This is a genomic window from Lelliottia wanjuensis (assembly GCF_030238365.1).
Taxonomy (GTDB): domain Bacteria; phylum Pseudomonadota; class Gammaproteobacteria; order Enterobacterales; family Enterobacteriaceae; genus Enterobacter; species Enterobacter wanjuensis.
In genome coordinates this window covers 43,251-60,492 of sequence record NZ_JASSOT010000063.1, presented here as the reverse complement: position 1 = coordinate 60,492, position 17,242 = coordinate 43,251, and the positions used below count along the sequence as shown (strand labels likewise).

19 protein-coding genes are annotated in these 17,242 nt (G+C 54.2%); 9 read left to right on the top strand and 10 right to left on the bottom strand.

What is annotated here, in order from left to right:
* Positions 1–168: 168 nt before the first annotated feature.
* The gene (locus QQF33_RS14070; RefSeq protein WP_285149025.1) at positions 169–1,131 is read left to right on the top strand and encodes a fatty acid desaturase; all 963 of its coding nucleotides are present in this window, start codon (positions 169–171) and stop codon (positions 1,129–1,131) included.
* Positions 1,124–1,906, top strand: coding sequence for a phosphate/phosphite/phosphonate ABC transporter substrate-binding protein (locus tag QQF33_RS14065; RefSeq protein ID WP_285149000.1), 783 nt, complete (start codon positions 1,124–1,126; stop codon positions 1,904–1,906). The genes QQF33_RS14070 and QQF33_RS14065 overlap by 8 nt, the downstream gene beginning before the upstream one ends.
* A gap of 113 nt (positions 1,907–2,019) precedes the next feature.
* Here QQF33_RS14065 and QQF33_RS14060 read toward each other — a convergent pair whose 3' ends face one another.
* The 4 genes from QQF33_RS14060 to QQF33_RS14045 all read right to left on the bottom strand — a co-directional run bounded on the left by QQF33_RS14060 (position 2,020) and on the right by QQF33_RS14045 (position 6,332).
* Positions 2,020–2,340, bottom strand: a complete 321-nt coding sequence (locus QQF33_RS14060; protein WP_285148999.1) for an AzlD domain-containing protein — start codon at positions 2,338–2,340, stop codon at positions 2,020–2,022.
* A complete protein-coding gene (locus tag QQF33_RS14055) occupies positions 2,340–3,080 on the bottom strand; it encodes an AzlC family ABC transporter permease (protein ID WP_285157992.1) in 741 nt (246 codons plus the stop codon). Before QQF33_RS14055 ends, QQF33_RS14060 begins: the two co-directional genes overlap by 1 nt.
* Before the next feature lie 13 nt (positions 3,081–3,093).
* Complete coding sequence (locus QQF33_RS14050; protein ID WP_285157991.1) at positions 3,094–5,370, bottom strand: FdhF/YdeP family oxidoreductase; 2,277 nt, start codon at positions 5,368–5,370, stop codon at positions 3,094–3,096.
* A gap of 125 nt (positions 5,371–5,495) precedes the next feature.
* A complete protein-coding gene (locus tag QQF33_RS14045) occupies positions 5,496–6,332 on the bottom strand; it encodes an alpha/beta fold hydrolase (RefSeq protein ID WP_285148996.1) in 837 nt (278 codons plus the stop codon).
* Positions 6,333–6,597: 265 nt separating this feature from the next.
* Between QQF33_RS14045 and QQF33_RS14040 the strand changes: the two genes are divergently transcribed.
* Entirely contained in the window at positions 6,598–6,918 is a 321-nt protein-coding gene (locus QQF33_RS14040; protein WP_285157990.1) for a cupin domain-containing protein, read from the top strand.
* 10 nt (positions 6,919–6,928) lie between these two features.
* Here the strand turns inward: QQF33_RS14040 and QQF33_RS14035 are convergent, their stop codons facing one another.
* Together QQF33_RS14035 and QQF33_RS14030 are read right to left on the bottom strand one after the other, a co-directional pair.
* Positions 6,929–7,819 carry an oxidoreductase gene (locus QQF33_RS14035; protein ID WP_285157989.1) on the bottom strand — a complete coding sequence of 297 codons (891 nt, stop codon included), beginning with the start codon at positions 7,817–7,819 and terminating at the stop codon, positions 6,929–6,931.
* 146 nt (positions 7,820–7,965) lie between these two features.
* Positions 7,966–8,892 (bottom strand): LysR family transcriptional regulator, encoded by a 927-nt coding sequence (locus QQF33_RS14030; RefSeq protein WP_285157988.1) that lies wholly within the window; start codon positions 8,890–8,892, stop codon positions 7,966–7,968.
* Between the two features lie 92 nt (positions 8,893–8,984).
* Between QQF33_RS14030 and QQF33_RS14025 the strand changes: the two genes are divergently transcribed.
* The gene (locus QQF33_RS14025) at positions 8,985–9,461 is read left to right on the top strand and encodes a GNAT family N-acetyltransferase (RefSeq protein WP_285148992.1); all 477 of its coding nucleotides are present in this window, start codon (positions 8,985–8,987) and stop codon (positions 9,459–9,461) included.
* A gap of 287 nt (positions 9,462–9,748) precedes the next feature.
* On the opposite strand, the gene QQF33_RS14020 is transcribed toward QQF33_RS14025, so the two are convergent.
* Complete coding sequence (locus QQF33_RS14020) at positions 9,749–10,282, bottom strand: dihydrofolate reductase family protein (RefSeq protein ID WP_285144327.1); 534 nt, start codon at positions 10,280–10,282, stop codon at positions 9,749–9,751.
* Between the two features lie 99 nt (positions 10,283–10,381).
* Here QQF33_RS14020 and QQF33_RS14015 point away from each other — a divergent pair, with 99 nt between their 5' ends.
* The 3 genes from QQF33_RS14015 to QQF33_RS14005 all read left to right on the top strand — a co-directional run bounded on the left by QQF33_RS14015 (position 10,382) and on the right by QQF33_RS14005 (position 12,861).
* Positions 10,382–10,948: a TetR/AcrR family transcriptional regulator gene (locus tag QQF33_RS14015; protein ID WP_285157987.1), complete on the top strand. Its 567-nt coding sequence runs from the start codon at positions 10,382–10,384 to the stop codon at positions 10,946–10,948.
* Between the two features lie 196 nt (positions 10,949–11,144).
* Positions 11,145–12,104 (top strand): hypothetical protein, encoded by a 960-nt coding sequence (locus tag QQF33_RS14010; RefSeq protein ID WP_285157986.1) that lies wholly within the window; start codon positions 11,145–11,147, stop codon positions 12,102–12,104.
* 91 nt (positions 12,105–12,195) lie between these two features.
* The gene (locus QQF33_RS14005; protein WP_285157985.1) at positions 12,196–12,861 is read left to right on the top strand and encodes a dihydrofolate reductase family protein; all 666 of its coding nucleotides are present in this window, start codon (positions 12,196–12,198) and stop codon (positions 12,859–12,861) included.
* 140 nt (positions 12,862–13,001) lie between these two features.
* Here QQF33_RS14005 and QQF33_RS14000 read toward each other — a convergent pair whose 3' ends face one another.
* Both QQF33_RS14000 and QQF33_RS13995 read right to left on the bottom strand, forming a co-directional pair.
* On the bottom strand, positions 13,002–13,313 hold the full coding sequence (locus QQF33_RS14000; protein ID WP_282494553.1) for a YebG family protein: 312 nt from the start codon (positions 13,311–13,313) through the stop codon (positions 13,002–13,004).
* A 58-nt stretch (positions 13,314–13,371) separates the two neighbouring features.
* On the bottom strand, positions 13,372–14,370 hold the full coding sequence (locus tag QQF33_RS13995) for a nitrilase family protein (protein WP_282494552.1): 999 nt from the start codon (positions 14,368–14,370) through the stop codon (positions 13,372–13,374).
* Positions 14,371–14,470: 100 nt separating this feature from the next.
* Here QQF33_RS13995 and QQF33_RS13990 point away from each other — a divergent pair, with 100 nt between their 5' ends.
* On the top strand, positions 14,471–15,349 hold the full coding sequence (locus QQF33_RS13990) for a LysR family transcriptional regulator (RefSeq protein WP_285158146.1): 879 nt from the start codon (positions 14,471–14,473) through the stop codon (positions 15,347–15,349).
* Positions 15,350–15,374: 25 nt separating this feature from the next.
* Here QQF33_RS13990 and QQF33_RS13985 read toward each other — a convergent pair whose 3' ends face one another.
* Positions 15,375–15,728 carry a helix-turn-helix domain-containing protein gene (locus QQF33_RS13985; RefSeq protein WP_285148986.1) on the bottom strand — a complete coding sequence of 118 codons (354 nt, stop codon included), beginning with the start codon at positions 15,726–15,728 and terminating at the stop codon, positions 15,375–15,377.
* Between the two features lie 334 nt (positions 15,729–16,062).
* On the opposite strand from QQF33_RS13985, the gene QQF33_RS13980 reads away from it, so the two are divergent.
* Positions 16,063–17,238: an efflux RND transporter periplasmic adaptor subunit gene (locus tag QQF33_RS13980; protein ID WP_285157984.1), complete on the top strand. Its 1,176-nt coding sequence runs from the start codon at positions 16,063–16,065 to the stop codon at positions 17,236–17,238.
* Positions 17,239–17,242 lie beyond the last annotated feature (4 nt).

The window sequence follows — 17,242 nt, the reverse complement described above, 5'->3', positions numbered from 1 at the left end:
TACAAAACCACGAATGTTGACGTATTTGTAGGCCGGGTAAGCGCAGCGCCACCCGGCAATAATGCGCAATATCTGGCAAAGCATTACCATTTAAATTCTTTGTGATTTCCGACGTTATCTCACATCTTCGTGGGATAACGTCATATTACGGAAATGGCATTGAAACACATGGGTCAACGGTCGCCTCTCTATTTACACCCACAGCAACGCGATACACTTCGCCAGCTCTCCCAAAGCTGGCTCTGGCGCAGCGAATTCCCCACCTGGGGGTTAATCGTCGTCATTTACGGCGGCTGGTTTGCCACGCTGTTTTACTGGCAAACCCTTGGACGAATGCCCGCCACGCTGCTGCTGATTGGGTTTACCGCCTGGTATATGTCGCTTCAGCACGAGCTGATCCACGGGCATCCGACGCGTATCGCCTGGTTTAACCAACTGCTCGGCACGCTGCCGCTGGCGGTGTGGTACCCGTACGGGCTGTATCGCGATTCGCATCTGGCGCATCACAATCATGACCATCTGACGGTTCCGGTGGACGACCCCGAATCCTACTATTTCACCGCTGAAACCTGGGCAACATTCACCCCCTGGCAGCGCAAGCTGATTCATGCGCGCAATACCTTTCCCGGTCGGCTGATGCTGGCGCCGCTACTGGATATTGCCCAGACGCTTGCGGGCGCATACCGGGCGTTTCGCTATCTGGAGCGCAGGAGTATGGCGATGTGGCTGATTCACGGCGCGCTGCTGGTGCCGCTGTTTGCCTTGATGGAAATGGTCGGCTTTTCAGCGCTGTATTTTGTGGTCGCGGTGAGTTATCCCGCGCTGGCGCTCACGAAAGTGCGCTCGTTCCTCGAACATCAGGCGGCGGACGATCCGCACGCACGCTCGGTTATTAACGAAGCCTCCCTGGTGTGGCGGGTGCTGTTTCTCAATCTCAACTATCATGTTGTGCATCACGATCTGCCCGGCGTGCCCTGGTACGGCCTGCGGGCGATCTATCTGCGCGATAAAGCGCAGTATCAGCAGCGCAACCAGCACTTTGTGGTGCGCGGCTACGGGGAATGGCTGCGCCGCTTCTGGGCGAAAGCCGTCGATGTCACCGTCCATCCGGGTGTGAAACAACATGACTAATACCCTCGCGTTTCCGATGTATGGCGTGAACCAGGCTGACAATGAACGACTGTGGCAGGCGGTGCAGAGGCTGCTGCTCGAACGCGGTCTGGCGGTAAATCCCTGGTCAGGAGAGGATTTGCTCGCGCACTGGCAAAGCGGCGATCTGCTCCTCAGCCAGACCTGCGGATTTCCGCTGGTGACACAGCTGCCGGAGGTGCAGACGGTAGGGTGTTTTCACTACACCGCGCCCGGCTGCGAAGGGATTCTCTACCGCAGTTTTCTGGTGGCGCGTGAAGCGAATGCGGGCAAAACGCTGGCGGATTTTCGCGGTCAGCGGGCGGTGTGTAATTCTATTGATTCGCAGTCGGGGTATAACGCCCTGCGCAAGATGGTTGCCCCGCTCGCAGAGCAGGGACGGTTTTTTGCGCAAACGAGTTTCAGCGGGAGTCACAGGCAGTCGCTTAACGCGCTGGCAGAAGGGGGCGCGGATATTGCTGCTATCGACTGCGTGACCTGGGCCTTGTTGCAGCGCCATGAGCCTGAGTTAGTGGAGGGTTTGAGCGTGGTGGGGGAAACGCCGCTCGCGCCAGGGCTGCCGCTGATCACGGCGGGGGAGGCTTCGACGGTTGAGCTTCTGCGGGATGCGCTGAGCAGTTTGGTGAGTGACCCGCAATACCGGAGTGTATGCGAGGCGATGTTGATCGGCGGGTTTAGCGCGGTGTCGCGCGAGCCGTATTCTCTGTTGCTCGCGTGGCGCGATGAGGCGGCGGAGTTGGGGGTGACACGGATTTGACGTTGTGCCCAGAGTGTCGGGTGGCGGCTGCGCCTTACCCGACCTACAAAATCCAGACCAAACCCCGAATGTAGGCCGGGTAAGGCAACGCCGCCACCCGGCAACAAACCGCATCACCCCAATAAATAACTCAACCCCGAAAACGCCACCATTCCGGCGATCACCGTGGCAAACAGGCTGCGGGTGATAATCCCGGCGACCGTCGCCACGCCGGCTGCCAGCAGCGAAACGCTGATCCCCGACGGAGTTAGCGCCGGTTTGCCGACCAGCTCCGCTGTGATAATCGCCGCCATGATCGCCGAGGGAATAAAGCTCAGCCACTGCTGCAGCACGGGCGCCAGCCGAAAGCGCGAGAGCAGCAGAATCGGCACCGTGCGCATCAGCGCCGTCACCACCGCGCAGGCGATAATCGCCAGTAAAATATTTCGCTCCATCATTTCCCGCCTCTATAAAACAGGCGCAGCCCGAGGGTCGCCAGGGTTGCGGACACCGATGCTGCCACAATCACCACCACGCTCATGTCCGTATGGCTGGCGGTCAGCAGGGTAATGACCACCGCCGCGGCGATGCTGAAGGACTCCAGCGCCTTGCGGCGGCTGGCGAACCAGATCATCAGCACCAGGCCGATAAACATCGACACCAGGCTAAAGCTCAGCCCCTCCATCAACGACGGCGGCAGGGCGGAGGCCAGCCACGCGCCGACGATGCAGGCGAGGATCCAGTTAAGCCACGCGGCCATGTTCAGCCCCAGCATCCATGCAAAGGGGACGTTGCTCTGCTGGCTACCTTGCTGAACCGCTACGCCAAAGGTTTCGTCCGTCAGCAGCAGCCCGCTGACCACTTTTTGGAATGTAGTGTAGTCGCGGAAAAATACGCTCATCGCCGAGCTCATCAGCAAATAGCGCAGATTGACGAGGAAGACGCTCAGCACCACCGAGGCGATCTCCGCGCCGGTGGCCCACAGGGAATAGAACAGAAACTGGGCTGAGCCCGCGTACAGCGCGCTCGCCAGCAGGGCAGTTTGTAAAGTCGTAAACCCGGCGAGGGTACCGATGGCTCCGGCGGCAAAGCCGATGCTCCAGTAGCCGGGGATGGTCGGCAGACAGGCGGTGATCCCGGCGCGAAATTCCATGCTGACCTCGTTCCGTGGCAGCGCTTTTGTTTTCATCAACATCACATCGTCTCTTTTATATCTCGCGGATCTCTTTTGATCGCAGCGTCACCCGGACGGGCACCGATTTATAGGACGGTGTCCCGCTGTCTTTGTCAAGATAATCGAGGGGAACCAGGACGTTAGCCTCGGGATAATAGGCCCCGACCGTCCCCGCCGCGATGCTGTAGGCCACCACGGTAATGTCTTCCAGATGCTGCACGCTATCAGGCAATGCGGTGGAAATATCCACCCGGTCGCCATGCTCCAGGCCGAGCTGCGCCATGTCACCCTCGTTCATAAACAGAATATCGCGGCGGCCAAACACGCCGCGGTAGCGGTCGTCCAGGGCATAAATGGTGGTGTTGTACTGGTCGTGACTGCGAAGCGTGACCAGGCGCAGAACGTTATCACCGACGCCAGCCCGGTTTTCATCCACGCCCTCAAACACCGAGAACATCGCTTTGCCCGTTGGTGTCGGCCAGACGCGCTCGGTCGGCGGGAGCGGCATGCGAAAACCGCCGGGGACGCGGATGCGCTGGTTGTACTGCTCAAAACCGGGGATGGTTTTCTCGATCAAATCGCGGATCAGATCGTAATCCGTCACCAGGTTTTCCCAGTCGATTTTGGTGTGAGTCAGCGTGGCTTTCGCCAGCCCGGCAACAATCGCCGGTTCGGAGCGCAGCGCGGGCGAAGCGGGTTTGAGCTTGCCGGAAGAGGCATGCACCATCGACATGGAATCTTCCACGGTGATGGACTGTCGGCCGGTCTGCTGCATATCCAGCTCCGTGCGGCCCAGACAGGGGAACAGATACGTCTCTTTGGCGGTGAGCAGGTGGGTGCGGTTGAGCTTGGTCCCGACGTGGACGCTGAGATCCAGGCTGCGCATCGCCGGAAACGCGCGGGCATGATCGGGCATCGCCACCGCGAAATTGCCGCCAAGGCAGAGCATCGCCTTCGCCGAGCCGTTGATCATCGCCTCGATGGCCTGCACCGCGTCGTGGCCGTGCGCCGCAGGCGGCGTAAAGCCAAACACCTCTTCGATTTTGCCAAGAAACGCTGCGGTCGGTTTTTCGGAGATCCCGACGGTGCGGTTGCCCTGTACGTTCGAGTGGCCACGCAGGGGGCAAATCCCCGCGCCCGGCTTGCCGATATTGCCGCGCATCAGCAGCAGGTCGGCAATCAGGCGCACGTTGGAGGTGCCTTTGTTGTGCTGGGTGATGCCCATGCCGTAGGTGATGATGGTGGCGTTCGATTTGGCGTAGGCCGCGGCGACCTGATGCAAATCCTGACGCGTCAGGCCCGACTCGCGCTCAATCGATTCCCAATTGGTCGCCTGAATATCTGCCGCAAACTCTTCGAATCCCTGGGTGTGGGTGGCGATAAACGCCTGATCCAGTGCGTTTTCAAATTCCAGCAAATGTTTTGCGATGCCTTTCAGCGCGGCGGCGTCACCGCCCGCTTTGACCTGGAAATAGGTCGAGGCGATATCGGTGGAGCTGTAGGTTGCCATCTCCACCACGCTTTGCGGATCGGCAAAGCGCTCCAGGGCGCGCTCGCGCATCGGATTGAGCACGATAATCGGCACATTGCGCCGGGCCAGCTCGTGCAGCGTGCCCATCATCCGCGGGTGGTTGGTGCCGGGGTTATGCCCAATCGAAATCACCAGCTCGGTGTTATCAAAATCGTCCAGCGATACGGTGCCTTTCCCGATGCCAATCGAGCGCGGCAAACCGACGCTGGTGGCTTCGTGGCACATATTGGAACAATCAGGAAAATTATTGGTGCCGAGCTCGCGGGCGAACAGCTGGAACAGATAGGCCGCTTCGTTCGACGCGCGCCCCGAGGTGTAAAACTCAACCGCATCCAGCGGGAGTTCGCGCAGGATCTCGCCGATGCGCGCGAACGCCTGTTCCCACTCGACCGGGCGGAAGGTGTCGCTCTCCGGGTGATACACCAGCGGATGGGTCAAACGCCCGTAGCCTTCGAGTTCGAAGTCGCTTTTTGCCAGCAGGGAAGACACCGTGTTTTCAGCGAAAAAGGCCGGCGTGACGCGTTTGCTGGTTGCTTCCCAGGTGACGGCTTTGGCGCCATTTTCGCAGAACTGGAAGGTGGATTTGTGCTCTTTGTCGGGCCAGGCGCAGCCGGGGCAGTCAAATCCGTCAGGCTGGTTGGTGCGAAGCAGAGTGGCGGGGGCATAGAGGGTATCCATCTGCGTGCGAACGGCGATGGCGGTCGCTTTCAGCGCGCCCCATCCACCGGCAGGACCATCATAGTGCCTGATTCCTGGAACCGAGCGGCGTTTGTTGTTCATGTAAGCTCCGGCAATATCGATCAATGGATCAATTCTACACCGTTGGAGTTAACGAAATAACAACAAATAATCATCATTTTTGTGATAAATGTCGGCATCGCCAGGCGGCGATACCGACAGTTCAGTTAGCTGCGAATAAATGCCAGCAGATCCTGGTTAATCACATCGGCGTGCGTCGCGTGCATCCCGTGCGGGAAGCCCGGATAGATCTTGAGCGTGCTATTGCTGAGGAGCTCATCCTGAAGCAGGGCCGCATTTTTGTACGGCACCACCTGATCGTCGTCGCCATGCAAAATCAGCGTCGGCACGCTGATGGCTTTCAGATCCTCGGTCTGGTCGGTTTCTGAGAAGGCTTTGATACCCTCGTAGTGTGCCTTTGCGCTGCCGATCATCCCCTGACGCCACCAGTTCTGGATGATGCCCTGAGAGATCTCCGCGCCTTCCCGGTTAAAACCGTAGAACGGCCCCGTCGCGACATCGAGAAAGAACTGCGCGCGGTTGGCGGCCAGCGCCTGGCGGAAGCCGTCGAAAACTTCCAGCGGCGTGCCGCCCGGGTTGTCCGGTGTTTTGACCATCAGCGGCGGGACGGCGCTGATTAGCACCGCTTTCGCCACGCGCCCCTGCGGCTGACCGTATTTTGCGACGTAGCGCGCAACCTGCCCGCCACCCGTCGAGTGCCCGATATGCACCACATTTTTCAGATCCAGATGCTCAACGACGGCGGAGACGTCGGCGGCGTAGTGATCCATATCGTGCCCGTCGCTGACCTGGCTGGAACGCCCGTGCCCGCGTCGGTCCGAGGCGAGCACGCGATAACCTTGCGCCAAAAAGAACAGCAGCTGGTTATCCCAGTCATCCGCGCTGAGCGGCCAGCCGTGGTGGAAAAATATCGGCTGTGCATCTTTGGGGCCCCAGTCTTTATAGAAGATCTCAACGTTATCTTTCGTGGTGACAAATGACATGATTGAACCTCTCGGGTGGAGTGAAAGGAGAAGGGGTTGGTTGGTGAACAGGTGGAAAAGTACAGCATCCAAGTCTAGCTGAGAACGGTGCCGTTTGCCTGAATTCTCGGGTCAGGAAGTTCCCGAAAGGGTTCGTGAATATCCTTGTAAACCAGCGCGTTAAAAAGGCTTAGCTAAAATCCGGCAAGCCTAACCTGATGAAATCATAACGGTATTCCTGGCGGCATGGTAAAGGTGGTGAAATCTAACGAAGCGGAGTGGAAAAATGAAAGCCTCTATTGCGGGCGTCGTCGCGAGCCTGCCGGAGATCTGGCGTTCACGCGTGCTTGGAACCGTCGGGAACGCCAGTATTAAAGTGATCAAAATGGGCGGAGAGGGTATTCCGTCCGAGGTTCACGACGATTTCGACGAGCTGCTGCTGGTGCTCGATGGCGAACTGCCGCTGGTGGTGGCGGGCGAGCAGTTTACGCTGCAAACCGGGGAGTACTGTTTCGTGCCGAGAGGGGCGAGCCATTCGGTGCCGGAGGGGAGTTTTGGCGTCTTATTGCTGGTGGACGTGGGGCAGGGAAAATCCGCCGCCCCCTGAATCCTTCACGTCAACCCGGCCCCTCGCTGCCCGCCGCCAGCAGCGGAACGATGACGTTGCTGATGGGCACGGGAAGGCCATGTTTTTGCCCGTAGCGCTGGATCACGCCGTTACGGATGTCCCACTCCAGCGGGCGGTTGGCCTGTCGGTCGGCCAGAATGGAGGTGCCCAGATCTGCCGGGGCACGATGAAACCCGTCGACGATCTCCTGTGGCACGCTGTCGCTCAGGCTTGCGCCCTCTGCCCGCGCGACGCTCAGACATTCGTGCAGATAGGCCAGCGCCAGCTCGGTAATATCGTCCCGCGAGAACATGCCCGCCCGACGATTCGCCAGCACCATCAGCCCGGCAACGGCATTTTGCAACAGCTTGCGCCAGGCGATGGAGGTAAAATCGGCTGACAGCTCGACCGCACAGCGCGTACCGCTGAGGGCATCGGTGATGCGTGTGGCCTGCGGGATATCCGGGAGGGTCAGACGCGGTTTGGCGCGCAGCCAGACCGAGGCATCTGCTTCGCGCTGCGCCGGAAACCAGACCACCGACGGGATCACCGTGGCGCCATTGACGTAAGGTTCGAGCTGGGTTTTCTGCTCGACGCCATTTTGCAGCGCACAGACGACAGTGTTTTCATCACACAGGGCGGCAAGCCATTCGGCGCAGTCTGCCACCTGAGTCGTTTTCACCGCGACAAACACCAAATCGAACGGATGACGGACGGTCGTCGGATCGGTTAATACCGGGCCGGGCACCGTCACTTCACCGTCATCGTGACGCAAAATTAACTGCGGATGGGCGGTGCGCCCGCAGAGCAGGGGCGTTCGGCCAACTTCATGAAGTGCGGCGGCAATCGTAGTGCCGATAGCGCCGGGACCAATAAGGGCGACTGAGGGATGGTCAGACATCTTATTACCTCCTTCTTGAGTAACGAGAGTGACTTTTTAGCATACTCCTCTCGTATTATGTGGCTCTTTGGGCTGTGGTCGGCAAGGAGAAGATTGATGAATTTGCGCGTAAACAGTCCGCTTATCCCCCTTTTCCCGTTGCCATATCAAGGATTAATTTCGTCTGCCAGCGTCTGGAGTTTTGCCTTGAGCCATTTGGTTGCCCCTCGCTGACCACTGCGTTTGTGCGAATAAATTTTGACTTCAAACGGGCTTATCGCGAACGGCAATGGAAAAATCTTGATACTGGCGGCAGGAATGAGTTTCTCAGCCGCATAACGGGGGAGCGCCATCAGCAGATCGCTTTGTGCAACAATAAAGGGTGCACTCAGCATCGACGGTGTCTTGAGCGCAATCTGCCGTGTGTAGCCCATCTGCTCAAGCTGAATATCCAGTACGCCCCGCTTTTCATTCCATGGAGTGATAACGAGATGGCGCGCGGTGAGATAATCCTCCAGTGTCAGCTGGGTTCGGCGAGGGTTGCTGATGACAACATACTCATCTTCAAACCAGTTGATCTCTTCCAGTTCATGATGCTGAAGATCTTCCGGTGTACTGAACCCAAGCGCCAAATCCACTTCGCCCGCCAGCAGTTCAGTCAGCGCCGGGCTGTGCGGCAAATATCGTAACTCAAAGCGTAAGCCGGGAGCGTCATGCTGCAACTGATGCATCAGCGCAGGAAAAATGCATAACGCAGTGAAGTCCGTAATGGCGACCTGGATACAGTCCGAGCTTTCGGCAGCGATGAATTCTGGTTGGGGAGTCAATTCCTGATTGAGAAGTTTCAGGGCTGAAGCGATGGAAGGCGCGAGCTGGGTGGCATATACGCTTGGACACATCCGATAGCCTTCCCGGTAAAACAACGGGTCATTGAGAGCCGCGCGTAGCCGGGACAGGGCGTGGCTCAGCGCCGATGTGCTCATCGCCAGTTCATCTGCGGCGAGTCTAACGGAAGAGTGGCGATAGATTGCGTCAAAAATGAGCAGCAGATTCAAATCAAGGCGCCTTAGCGCTGGATGCATAATATTCATCATTGGGTGATTTCATTGCACTTAATTCTTCCGACAATACCCCCTATGCTTACCGCCATCAATATCGATAGCTTGTAAAAATGACAGGAAAACAAATGAGTATCACTCTTCGCCAGGCCCGTCCGGAAGATGCGTCTGCAATCTACGCGATGATTTATGAACTGGCAGTCTATGAGAAAGCCCCGGAAGAGGTGGTGACGACGCCAGATGAAATTCAGGAAACCCTTTTTGGCGAGGGCAGTCATACAGAAGCGTTGATCTGCGAGATTGATGGCAAAGCAGCAGGGTATGCGGTGTTCTTCACCAGCTATTCTACCTGGCTTGGCCGTAATGGCATTTATATGGAAGATCTGTATGTTTCCCCCGAATATCGCGGGAAAGGTGCGGGGAGAGCATTGCTGAAACAAATTGCGCAATATGCCGTTGAACGGCGTTGTGGACGCCTTGAATGGAGTGTTCTGGACTGGAACCAACCGGCAATTGAATTTTACCTCAGTATTGGTGCATTACCGCAAAACGAATGGGTGCGCTATCGCCTGGACGGTGAAGCGCTTTTGCGGTTCGCTGAATAGAGCAAGGGTAGGGGGGAAGATGCCCGTGGCGGGCATCTTCTGTTGGTTGGGTTGTGCTTGATGGGCTTTGTTGAAGGGCTTGCTAAGTGTGCCTGGGGGGGGCGGGGGCGGGTATGTTTGCTTTGAGCGGGAAGCGGATAATCATGTTGCATGTAAAAGGGACCGCCTAAACTAGTGCCTGTTGATCTGAATCGCCACGTGCTAAATGTTGCAAGTCGGGCCTTTTCGGTATTTAAAAATAGCCAGAGACTTGTTATGAATATCATTTATTAATACAAAAATAGTTATTATTTCTCTCGTACGTAAGTGGTTTTAACTAAGGTATCTAGCACAACTTCATTTTTTGTCACTTTGAAGTTCAATGGTTGTTTTAGTTCACTAAACAAAGGTACGCCCCCTCCAAGTAAGATGGGAAAGCGAGTAATAATCATTTGATCGATTAAATCTTCATTGAGGAAGCTTTGAATTGTTGCACCACCGTCGATGTAGAGATCATTAAATCCCTTGGCATTCAGGTCCGCGATAATATTTTTCAATTCGCCTTTGACTAAGAATACTTTTTCTTCATAGCCTCGCGGCACTTTTGTCATGGTATTGCTCAACACAAACACTGGCTTTGTATAAGGCCAATTGCAATCAAAACTCAGCACAACATCAAGAGTATTACGCCCCATCACCACCCCGTCAATTCGCTCCATTAAAGCAAAGAAGCCAGTATCGACATTATCTGGATTCGGTATCGCATAAAGCCAGTCGAGCTTCCCTTGTTTATCAGCAATATAGCCATCCAGGCTGGTTGCAATAAATACGATGTTTGCCATGAATACCCCATAAAATTAGTCGTGGTTGAGTCAAACTAAAACATAGTTTACAATGAATTCTACAATGTAGAATTAAATCGAGTTTATTGGAGTTATCAGATGGATGTCAATGAAAAAAAACGCGGGCGACCGGTAGTAAAGTTAACACAGTTAAGTGCTGATAGAATTATAGAAACAGCTAAGTGTTTGATGAAAGAGAATGGAAAAGTCCCCAGTATCCGTTCATTAGCAACGCAATTAAACGTGGATCCTATGGCGATCTATCACTACTTCAACAACAAGAATTCGTTGCTAGAAGCACTAACTACATCACTCGTGGGAGAGATCTACCTGCCTCAAGTGCATTCAGACTGGCAAAACGAGTTAAAGTACTTATGTGTCAGTTATGTCGAAATATTACGCGAGTATAACGGACTACTACAAACTATGCTGAGTATGACATCACACGGCCCAGCCCAAATATTTACTGAACGGTATAAAATCATTGTTTCTCCTTTAGCTCTACCCCAAAAAACCGAAAAAGACGGACTAGATTTACTGGCAGATTATTTGCACGGTTTCGCATTTTCCATCAGTTGTTGCCATGATGAGAAGATGATCAAAACTGAAATGATGAATGGACCTTTAGCACTAATTTGTAATGCATTGGAATCCTCCCGAACTTAACCCCTGGATATCGGATTTCACAACATGTTATATGATCTGAAATATTGACACTACAACAGCCAGCGACGAAATTAAGCTCCAACGGGCTGTTGCAAACAGATAGAAAACATCTGGTTGTTCGGGTCTAATTACCCGCTTCTGTCACCCTGATAACTCATCGAAGCAGGCTACCGAGCCTTTAAAAAGGACCAATATCATGATTACAAAAATTCGGCCTGATGTAGCAGCAGTACTGCTTGCTGTGGCATTGCCAGTATTGGCTAAAACGCCGGAGAACTTTATCTACACCAGCTCTGGTGAGCTCGAAGCAGCGTCTGCCATTATGGCTCGTAACGACATTGGCGGTGCGCAGATCGTTTACAACTGGCGTTCACTCGAACCTGAGAAAAATAAATACGACTTCTCGCAGATTGAAAAGGATCTGGCTCGTCTCAAGGGAGCCAATAAAAAACTTTTCATCCAAATCCAGGACCGATTTTTCGAACAAGATGCCCGGTATGTCCCTGATTATCTCATGAGTGAAGCCAGATATGGCGGTGGGATTTCGCCACAATTTGATAACCCAGGAGAAGGGAAGCCCATTGGAGCAGGTTGGGTGGCACAGCAATGGGATCCTGCTGTTCGTCAACGTTATCAGTTGTTGCTGGCGGCGATTGCAGAGCGTTTCGATGGTCAAGTCTATGGGGTGAATCTACCTGAAACTGCCATTGATCTTGACAAGAACAAACTACCCAAAGGATTTTCCTGCGATAACTATTTTGCAGGAGAAATGGAAAACCTGGCCTTTGCACGAAAGGTGTTCACCAAATCCCACGTGGTTCAATATGTCAATTTCTGGCCGTGCGAATGGAACAACGACCATAATTACATGGGGCGTCTGTTTGAGTTTGCCAGTGCTAATCATATTGGCGTTGGAGGTCCGGATATCGTCCCCAACCGCAAGGCGCAAATGAAGAACTCATATCCCTTCTTCAATAAATATAAAGGCAAACTGGCACTCGTTGCCATGGCAGTACAGGAACCGACCCTAACCTATAAAAATCCTAAAACGGGTAAGCCATTTAGCAAGGATGAGTTTGTCCTGTTCGCAGAAAATTATCTCGGTGCTGATATCATTTTCTGGAGCACGACATCTCCCTGGTTGGCTAAGAATTAGATACCAATCGTGAGATCGCGCTTCGGATCGTTCCCGTACAAAACATCTGTTTTTCCCGAACGCGCAAGCACGCAAGATCCCGCTGGAGATAATGGCAACAATTGAAGACGGGAACAAACCCCTGGCGTGGCTCGCAGGCCTATGCAGTCAAAACGTAACCAAAGAGAAAATCATGAGAAAAATCGTTTCGTTTGTTCATGTGTCGCTGGATGGTTTTGTCTCTTCTACCGCTGAGGGCCCGGCGGGTCTGGAGTGGATAAGCATAAGCCCCGACTTGTTTGAGTTCGTGGAGCAGCGAATTCAGCAGACTGACACTGCCTTATATGGGCGCAACACCTACCAGATGATGGAGTCGTACTGGCCTACTGCTGCCGATAAGCCTGACGCCAGCCCGCATGACCATGCACATTCGCGGTGGTATAAATCTGCCCACAAAGTGGTGCTGTCGAAAACGCTGGTGCAAAAAAATCACCCTGATACGCAAATTATCAGTAGCAATTTAAGCGACGAAATCAGCAAGCTCAAGCACAGCGCGGGCAGCGAAATCTTACTGTTTGGCAGTCCCTCAGCGACTCACGCGCTAATGGCGGAAAACCTTATCGATGAGTATTGGCTATTCGTCAATCCGATTCTGCTGGGGCAAGGCATTCCCTTGTTCAAAAACATAAAAGACAGAACCTCACTCAGGCTGGTGAAGAGTCACGTTTTCCCGTCGGGCGTGGTGTGCCTGCAATACGAGGTGAAACGAACTCTATGATGCAAGGTTCTGCCAGGGGTGCGACGAGACGATGTCTAAAACTGCCGTCCTGAAGCGTTGCGGCTCCCTTCAGACAACAAAAACGCCGTAAGCAGTTATCTGCTTACGGCGACAGGCTCGGTGATGATGTGTTCTGACAATCAGGCCGCTTTCACTGCTCTGATTTTTTTAGCATCAGCTGCATCGGATTCTGTTTTATCTGCAACAACGGCGGGATCGGGAAGCTTGCTGGTACGCAGAATATGCTGCACGGTCTCTTTCTGCTCGGCGAGATAAAGACCCAGATTTTCAGCCTGCGTCTCATCCATACCCATTTCGCTTTGCAATAGCCAGTCGGTGAACGCGTCTGCCATATCAAGCAGCTTGTCGTGAGCGTCAGCTTCTTTTTTACTGGCAAAAGTCATTTTCTCTACACCTTTTCTTACGACAACAAATTTTGTTTCAACAGCCATTATGCGCACCTCATACTGTAATTATATACAGCATATCAGTTCCGGGTTTATGTTGCAGCTAAAAAGTGCTGACATTCTGGCGAGAAGGGAGCTCATTCGAAAATCGTGCACTGATCGCATCACGCTCATAGCCCTGCGGCTGTGTCAGTATCTGGTATAACTCAGGACGGCGACCATGGATCCAGCGGCGTCCGGTGCTCATTGCAAGCAGGCTTAAATCCAGTTCAGCGCTCACCATCACATTTTCAGCCGCCCAGGTCTCATTCACAATCCTGCCATAAGGATCGAGGATCATGGCATTACCTGTTCGCACTTCGTCATCATCGGCGCCGACACCGTTGCTGAAGAGAAGAAAGACGCCGTTGTCATGTGCACGGGCAGGTAGCCAGCGCATGAGCCATTCCCGTCCGCTTGGCCCTTTGAAGGCGGCCGTAATTTCTTCCTTGCGCGTTTCCCGCTCCTCCCAGAGCGACAGCGGAACAGGCTTCATCGCGTGAGGACTGCGGGAATCAGTACCCCCGGTTTGATGCGGTGCGAGAAGAATATCGGCACCCAGCAACGCCGTAGCACGCACATTTTCGACCAGATTATTGTCCCAGCAAATCAGGATGCCGACTTTCACGCCCCAGGGCGTATCAAAAACGGTAAAGCTGTCCCCGCTGCTGATGGCCGGATGTTCAAAAGCATGGAGCTTACGATGCGTATGCATGGAGCCGTCCGGCATACAGGCCACATACGCATTGTAAAGGCGGCCATCGTCGGCTCTTTCAATCAGACCGGCACCAATAAGCATGTGATGTTTCATCGCCAGAGTGCGAATTAACGACAGGGAAGGGCTCTCAGCAATCGGCTCTGCCAGAGCGGACACCTCCGCAGCGTTGAGTTTGGGGACATGCCAGTAGCCGGTGATACACATTTCAGGGAAGGTGAGAATTTTCACCTGCTCAAGCGCCGCCTGTTCAATAAATTTCTCCATGATCAGCAGATTGTATTTTTTGTTATTCGCCTGATGCTGAAACTGTACGGTTGCCGCCTTGAGGGATGGATGTTCGTTCATGATGCGTCTCCAGTTGTCATCGAGACTGAATTACATAACGCTTTCCGATAACTGTATAATCAAAACATTTCTGATTTTAATAACTATCTGGAATGCAAAATTGAACATCCGGTTGCTTAAGGCCTTTGTGATACTGGCTGAAAAAGGAAATTATGCCGATGCGGCGCGGGCGCTGTTTATCTCGCAACCAGCCTTGACCAAACAGATTAATCTCCTCGAATCCCAGGTAAATATCGCGCTATTTTCACGAGGACGTCACGGTGCAGCCCTGACGGCTGGCGGGAGACATTTGCTGCCAGAGGCCGAGAAAGTGGTGAGGCAAACCCAGTTATTTATGCAGCATGCTGAGCGGGTGTCAAAAGGGGTCGAGGGGCATATAAGCGTAGGCTTCGGTCTCTCAAGCTTTTATCTGGCACCCCGGTGTATCGCTGACTTTCGTCGAGACTATCCGGGAGTCGAGATGTCATTGACGGATCTTCCCTCCTTCCAGCAGTACGAGCTTTTACAAAATGATGAGCTTCAGGTCGGTTTTGTCAGGGTTCCGCCCCCCGTGGCGCTTGAATACCTGCCGTTAGTTACCGATCGGCTGGTTCTGGTTGCGCCCGCAACATCGCCGACAATGCCTGCGGCTGAGTGGCTAACGAAACGTCCCCTGTTGCGCCTGCATGATGAGCGGGGGCAGGGTTTGAATAGGCAGATCGACCGTTTTCTGCACGATAACGGTCTTTTCATCTCATCGACTCAACTGACGGATGATATCCAGACTATCGTTGCGATGGTGATTGCGGGGATCGGTGTTGCCATTCTTCCCACCAGCGTTACGCATATCGCGCCGCCGGAACTGGTGATCATTCCGTTGATGGGGGAGTCAATCAGCTGGAAGGTCGGCATCGCCTGGGACGCAAGCAAGGAGGATGTCATTCGCGACAACTTTATTGCCAGTATACGAAAGGGCATTTCCGTCGATGGCGGGAAATGATCCCACGCGCGATGCACGACCGGGATTACTGGCGTAGCGGATGCGTTTCCGGGCCGCCTAAACTCCGCCGCCATGCGCCGGGCGCCTGACCATACTGACGCTTAAAGCTGCGGTTGAAGGACTGCTGAGAGTCAAAGCCCAGGGCGATCGCCACGTTTAAAATCGGTTCATCGCTGCGGGTTAAGCGCTCAACCGATTTTTGCAGCTTTTGCGCGCGAATGTACCCGGCGAGGGGATAGCCCGTATGTTCTTTGAACAGGCGCTGGAGGTGCCATTTTGAGTAGCCGGATCGCCTGGCGACGGACTCAATGTCCAGACGGCTATCCAGGTTGTTGTCGATCCAGTCGAGTAAATCATGCATAAATGCGCCAGTGTTCATCTGGTTACCCCCACACAGCTTGTCTAAAAGTATCTTTATCTGTTGCATTTAAAGGTGGCCCGTTTTTAAATGAATTGCAAGTTTTATTGTTGCATTTAAATCCTTGCGCGAAACGGGTCTTTTCTCCTTGAATCAAATAGCACATAAAGTGCAACAATTATTCTTGCACTTAGTTAAGCGCCTTCCTACAATCGCCGCAAATAATGTATTCATTATTGTTACAGTTTTGTGGCGATGAACGGCACAAATGGCCTTAAGCCAGCCCGGACAAAGGAAGTGGCGCGGCGTCTCCCGCGGCGTCTTGTCTGGCGGCTAAATTACCGGAATAAAAATAATGAGCCTGCAAAAAACCTGGGGTAACTTTCATCTGAGCGCGCTGGGGGTCATGTTGCTCGCCGTGCTGCTCGTCGGATGCGATAACAGTGTCGCGCAAAATGCTGCGCCACCTGCGCCTGCCGTCAGCGCGGCTGACGTGGTTGTGAAATCCATTAGCCAGTGGGATAGCTTTAACGGCCGGATTGAGGCGGTGGAAAGTGTTCAGTTACGTCCGCGCGTCTCCGGCTACATTGATAAAGTGAATTACACCGACGGCCAGGAGGTGAAGAAGGGCGAGGTGCTGTTCACCATTGATGACAGAACCTATCGTGCAGCGCTGGAACAGGCGCAGGCGGCGCTGGCGAGAGCCAAAACGCAGGCCAGCCTGGCGCAAAGCGAGGCTAACCGTACCAATAAACTGGTCAATACCAACGTGGTCTCCCGTGAAGAATGGGAGCAGCGTCGTTCGGCTGCCACCCAGGCACAGGCCGACATTCGCGCTGCCCAGGCGACGGTGGATGCCGCACAACTCAACCTGGATTTCACCAAAGTCACCGCGCCTATTGAGGGGCGCGCCAGCCGGGCGTTGATCACCAGCGGTAATCTGGTCACTGCGGGTGACAGCGCCAGTGTGCTCACCACACTGGTCTCGCAGAAAACGGTTTACGTCTACTTTGACGTGGATGAGTCAACCTACCTTCACTATCAAAACCTCGCCCGCAGCGGGCAGGGCGCGTCCAGTCATCACACGGCGCTTCCGGTGGAAATTGGCCTGACGGGCGAGGATGGTTATCCCCATCAGGGCAAAGTGGATTTTCTGGATAATCAGTTAACGCCGAGTACGGGCACCATCCGTATGCGTGCGCTGCTGGATAACGCGCAGCGTCAGTTTACGCCTGGGCTCTTTGCCCGTGTGCGCCTGCCGGGCAGTGCTGAATTTAAAGCCACACTGATTGACGATAAAGCGGTGCTGACCGATCAGGATCGCAAATACGTGTATATCGTGGATAAAGAGGGAAAAGCACAGCGTCGCGACATTACGCAGGGGCGTCTGGCAGACGGTTTACGCATTGTGCAGCAGGGGCTGAACCCTGGCGATAAAGTCATCGTCGAGGGTTTACAAAAAGTGTTCATGCCGGGGATGCCGGTTAACGCGAAAACCGTTGCCATGACCGCCAGCACCGCCCTTAACTGATCCC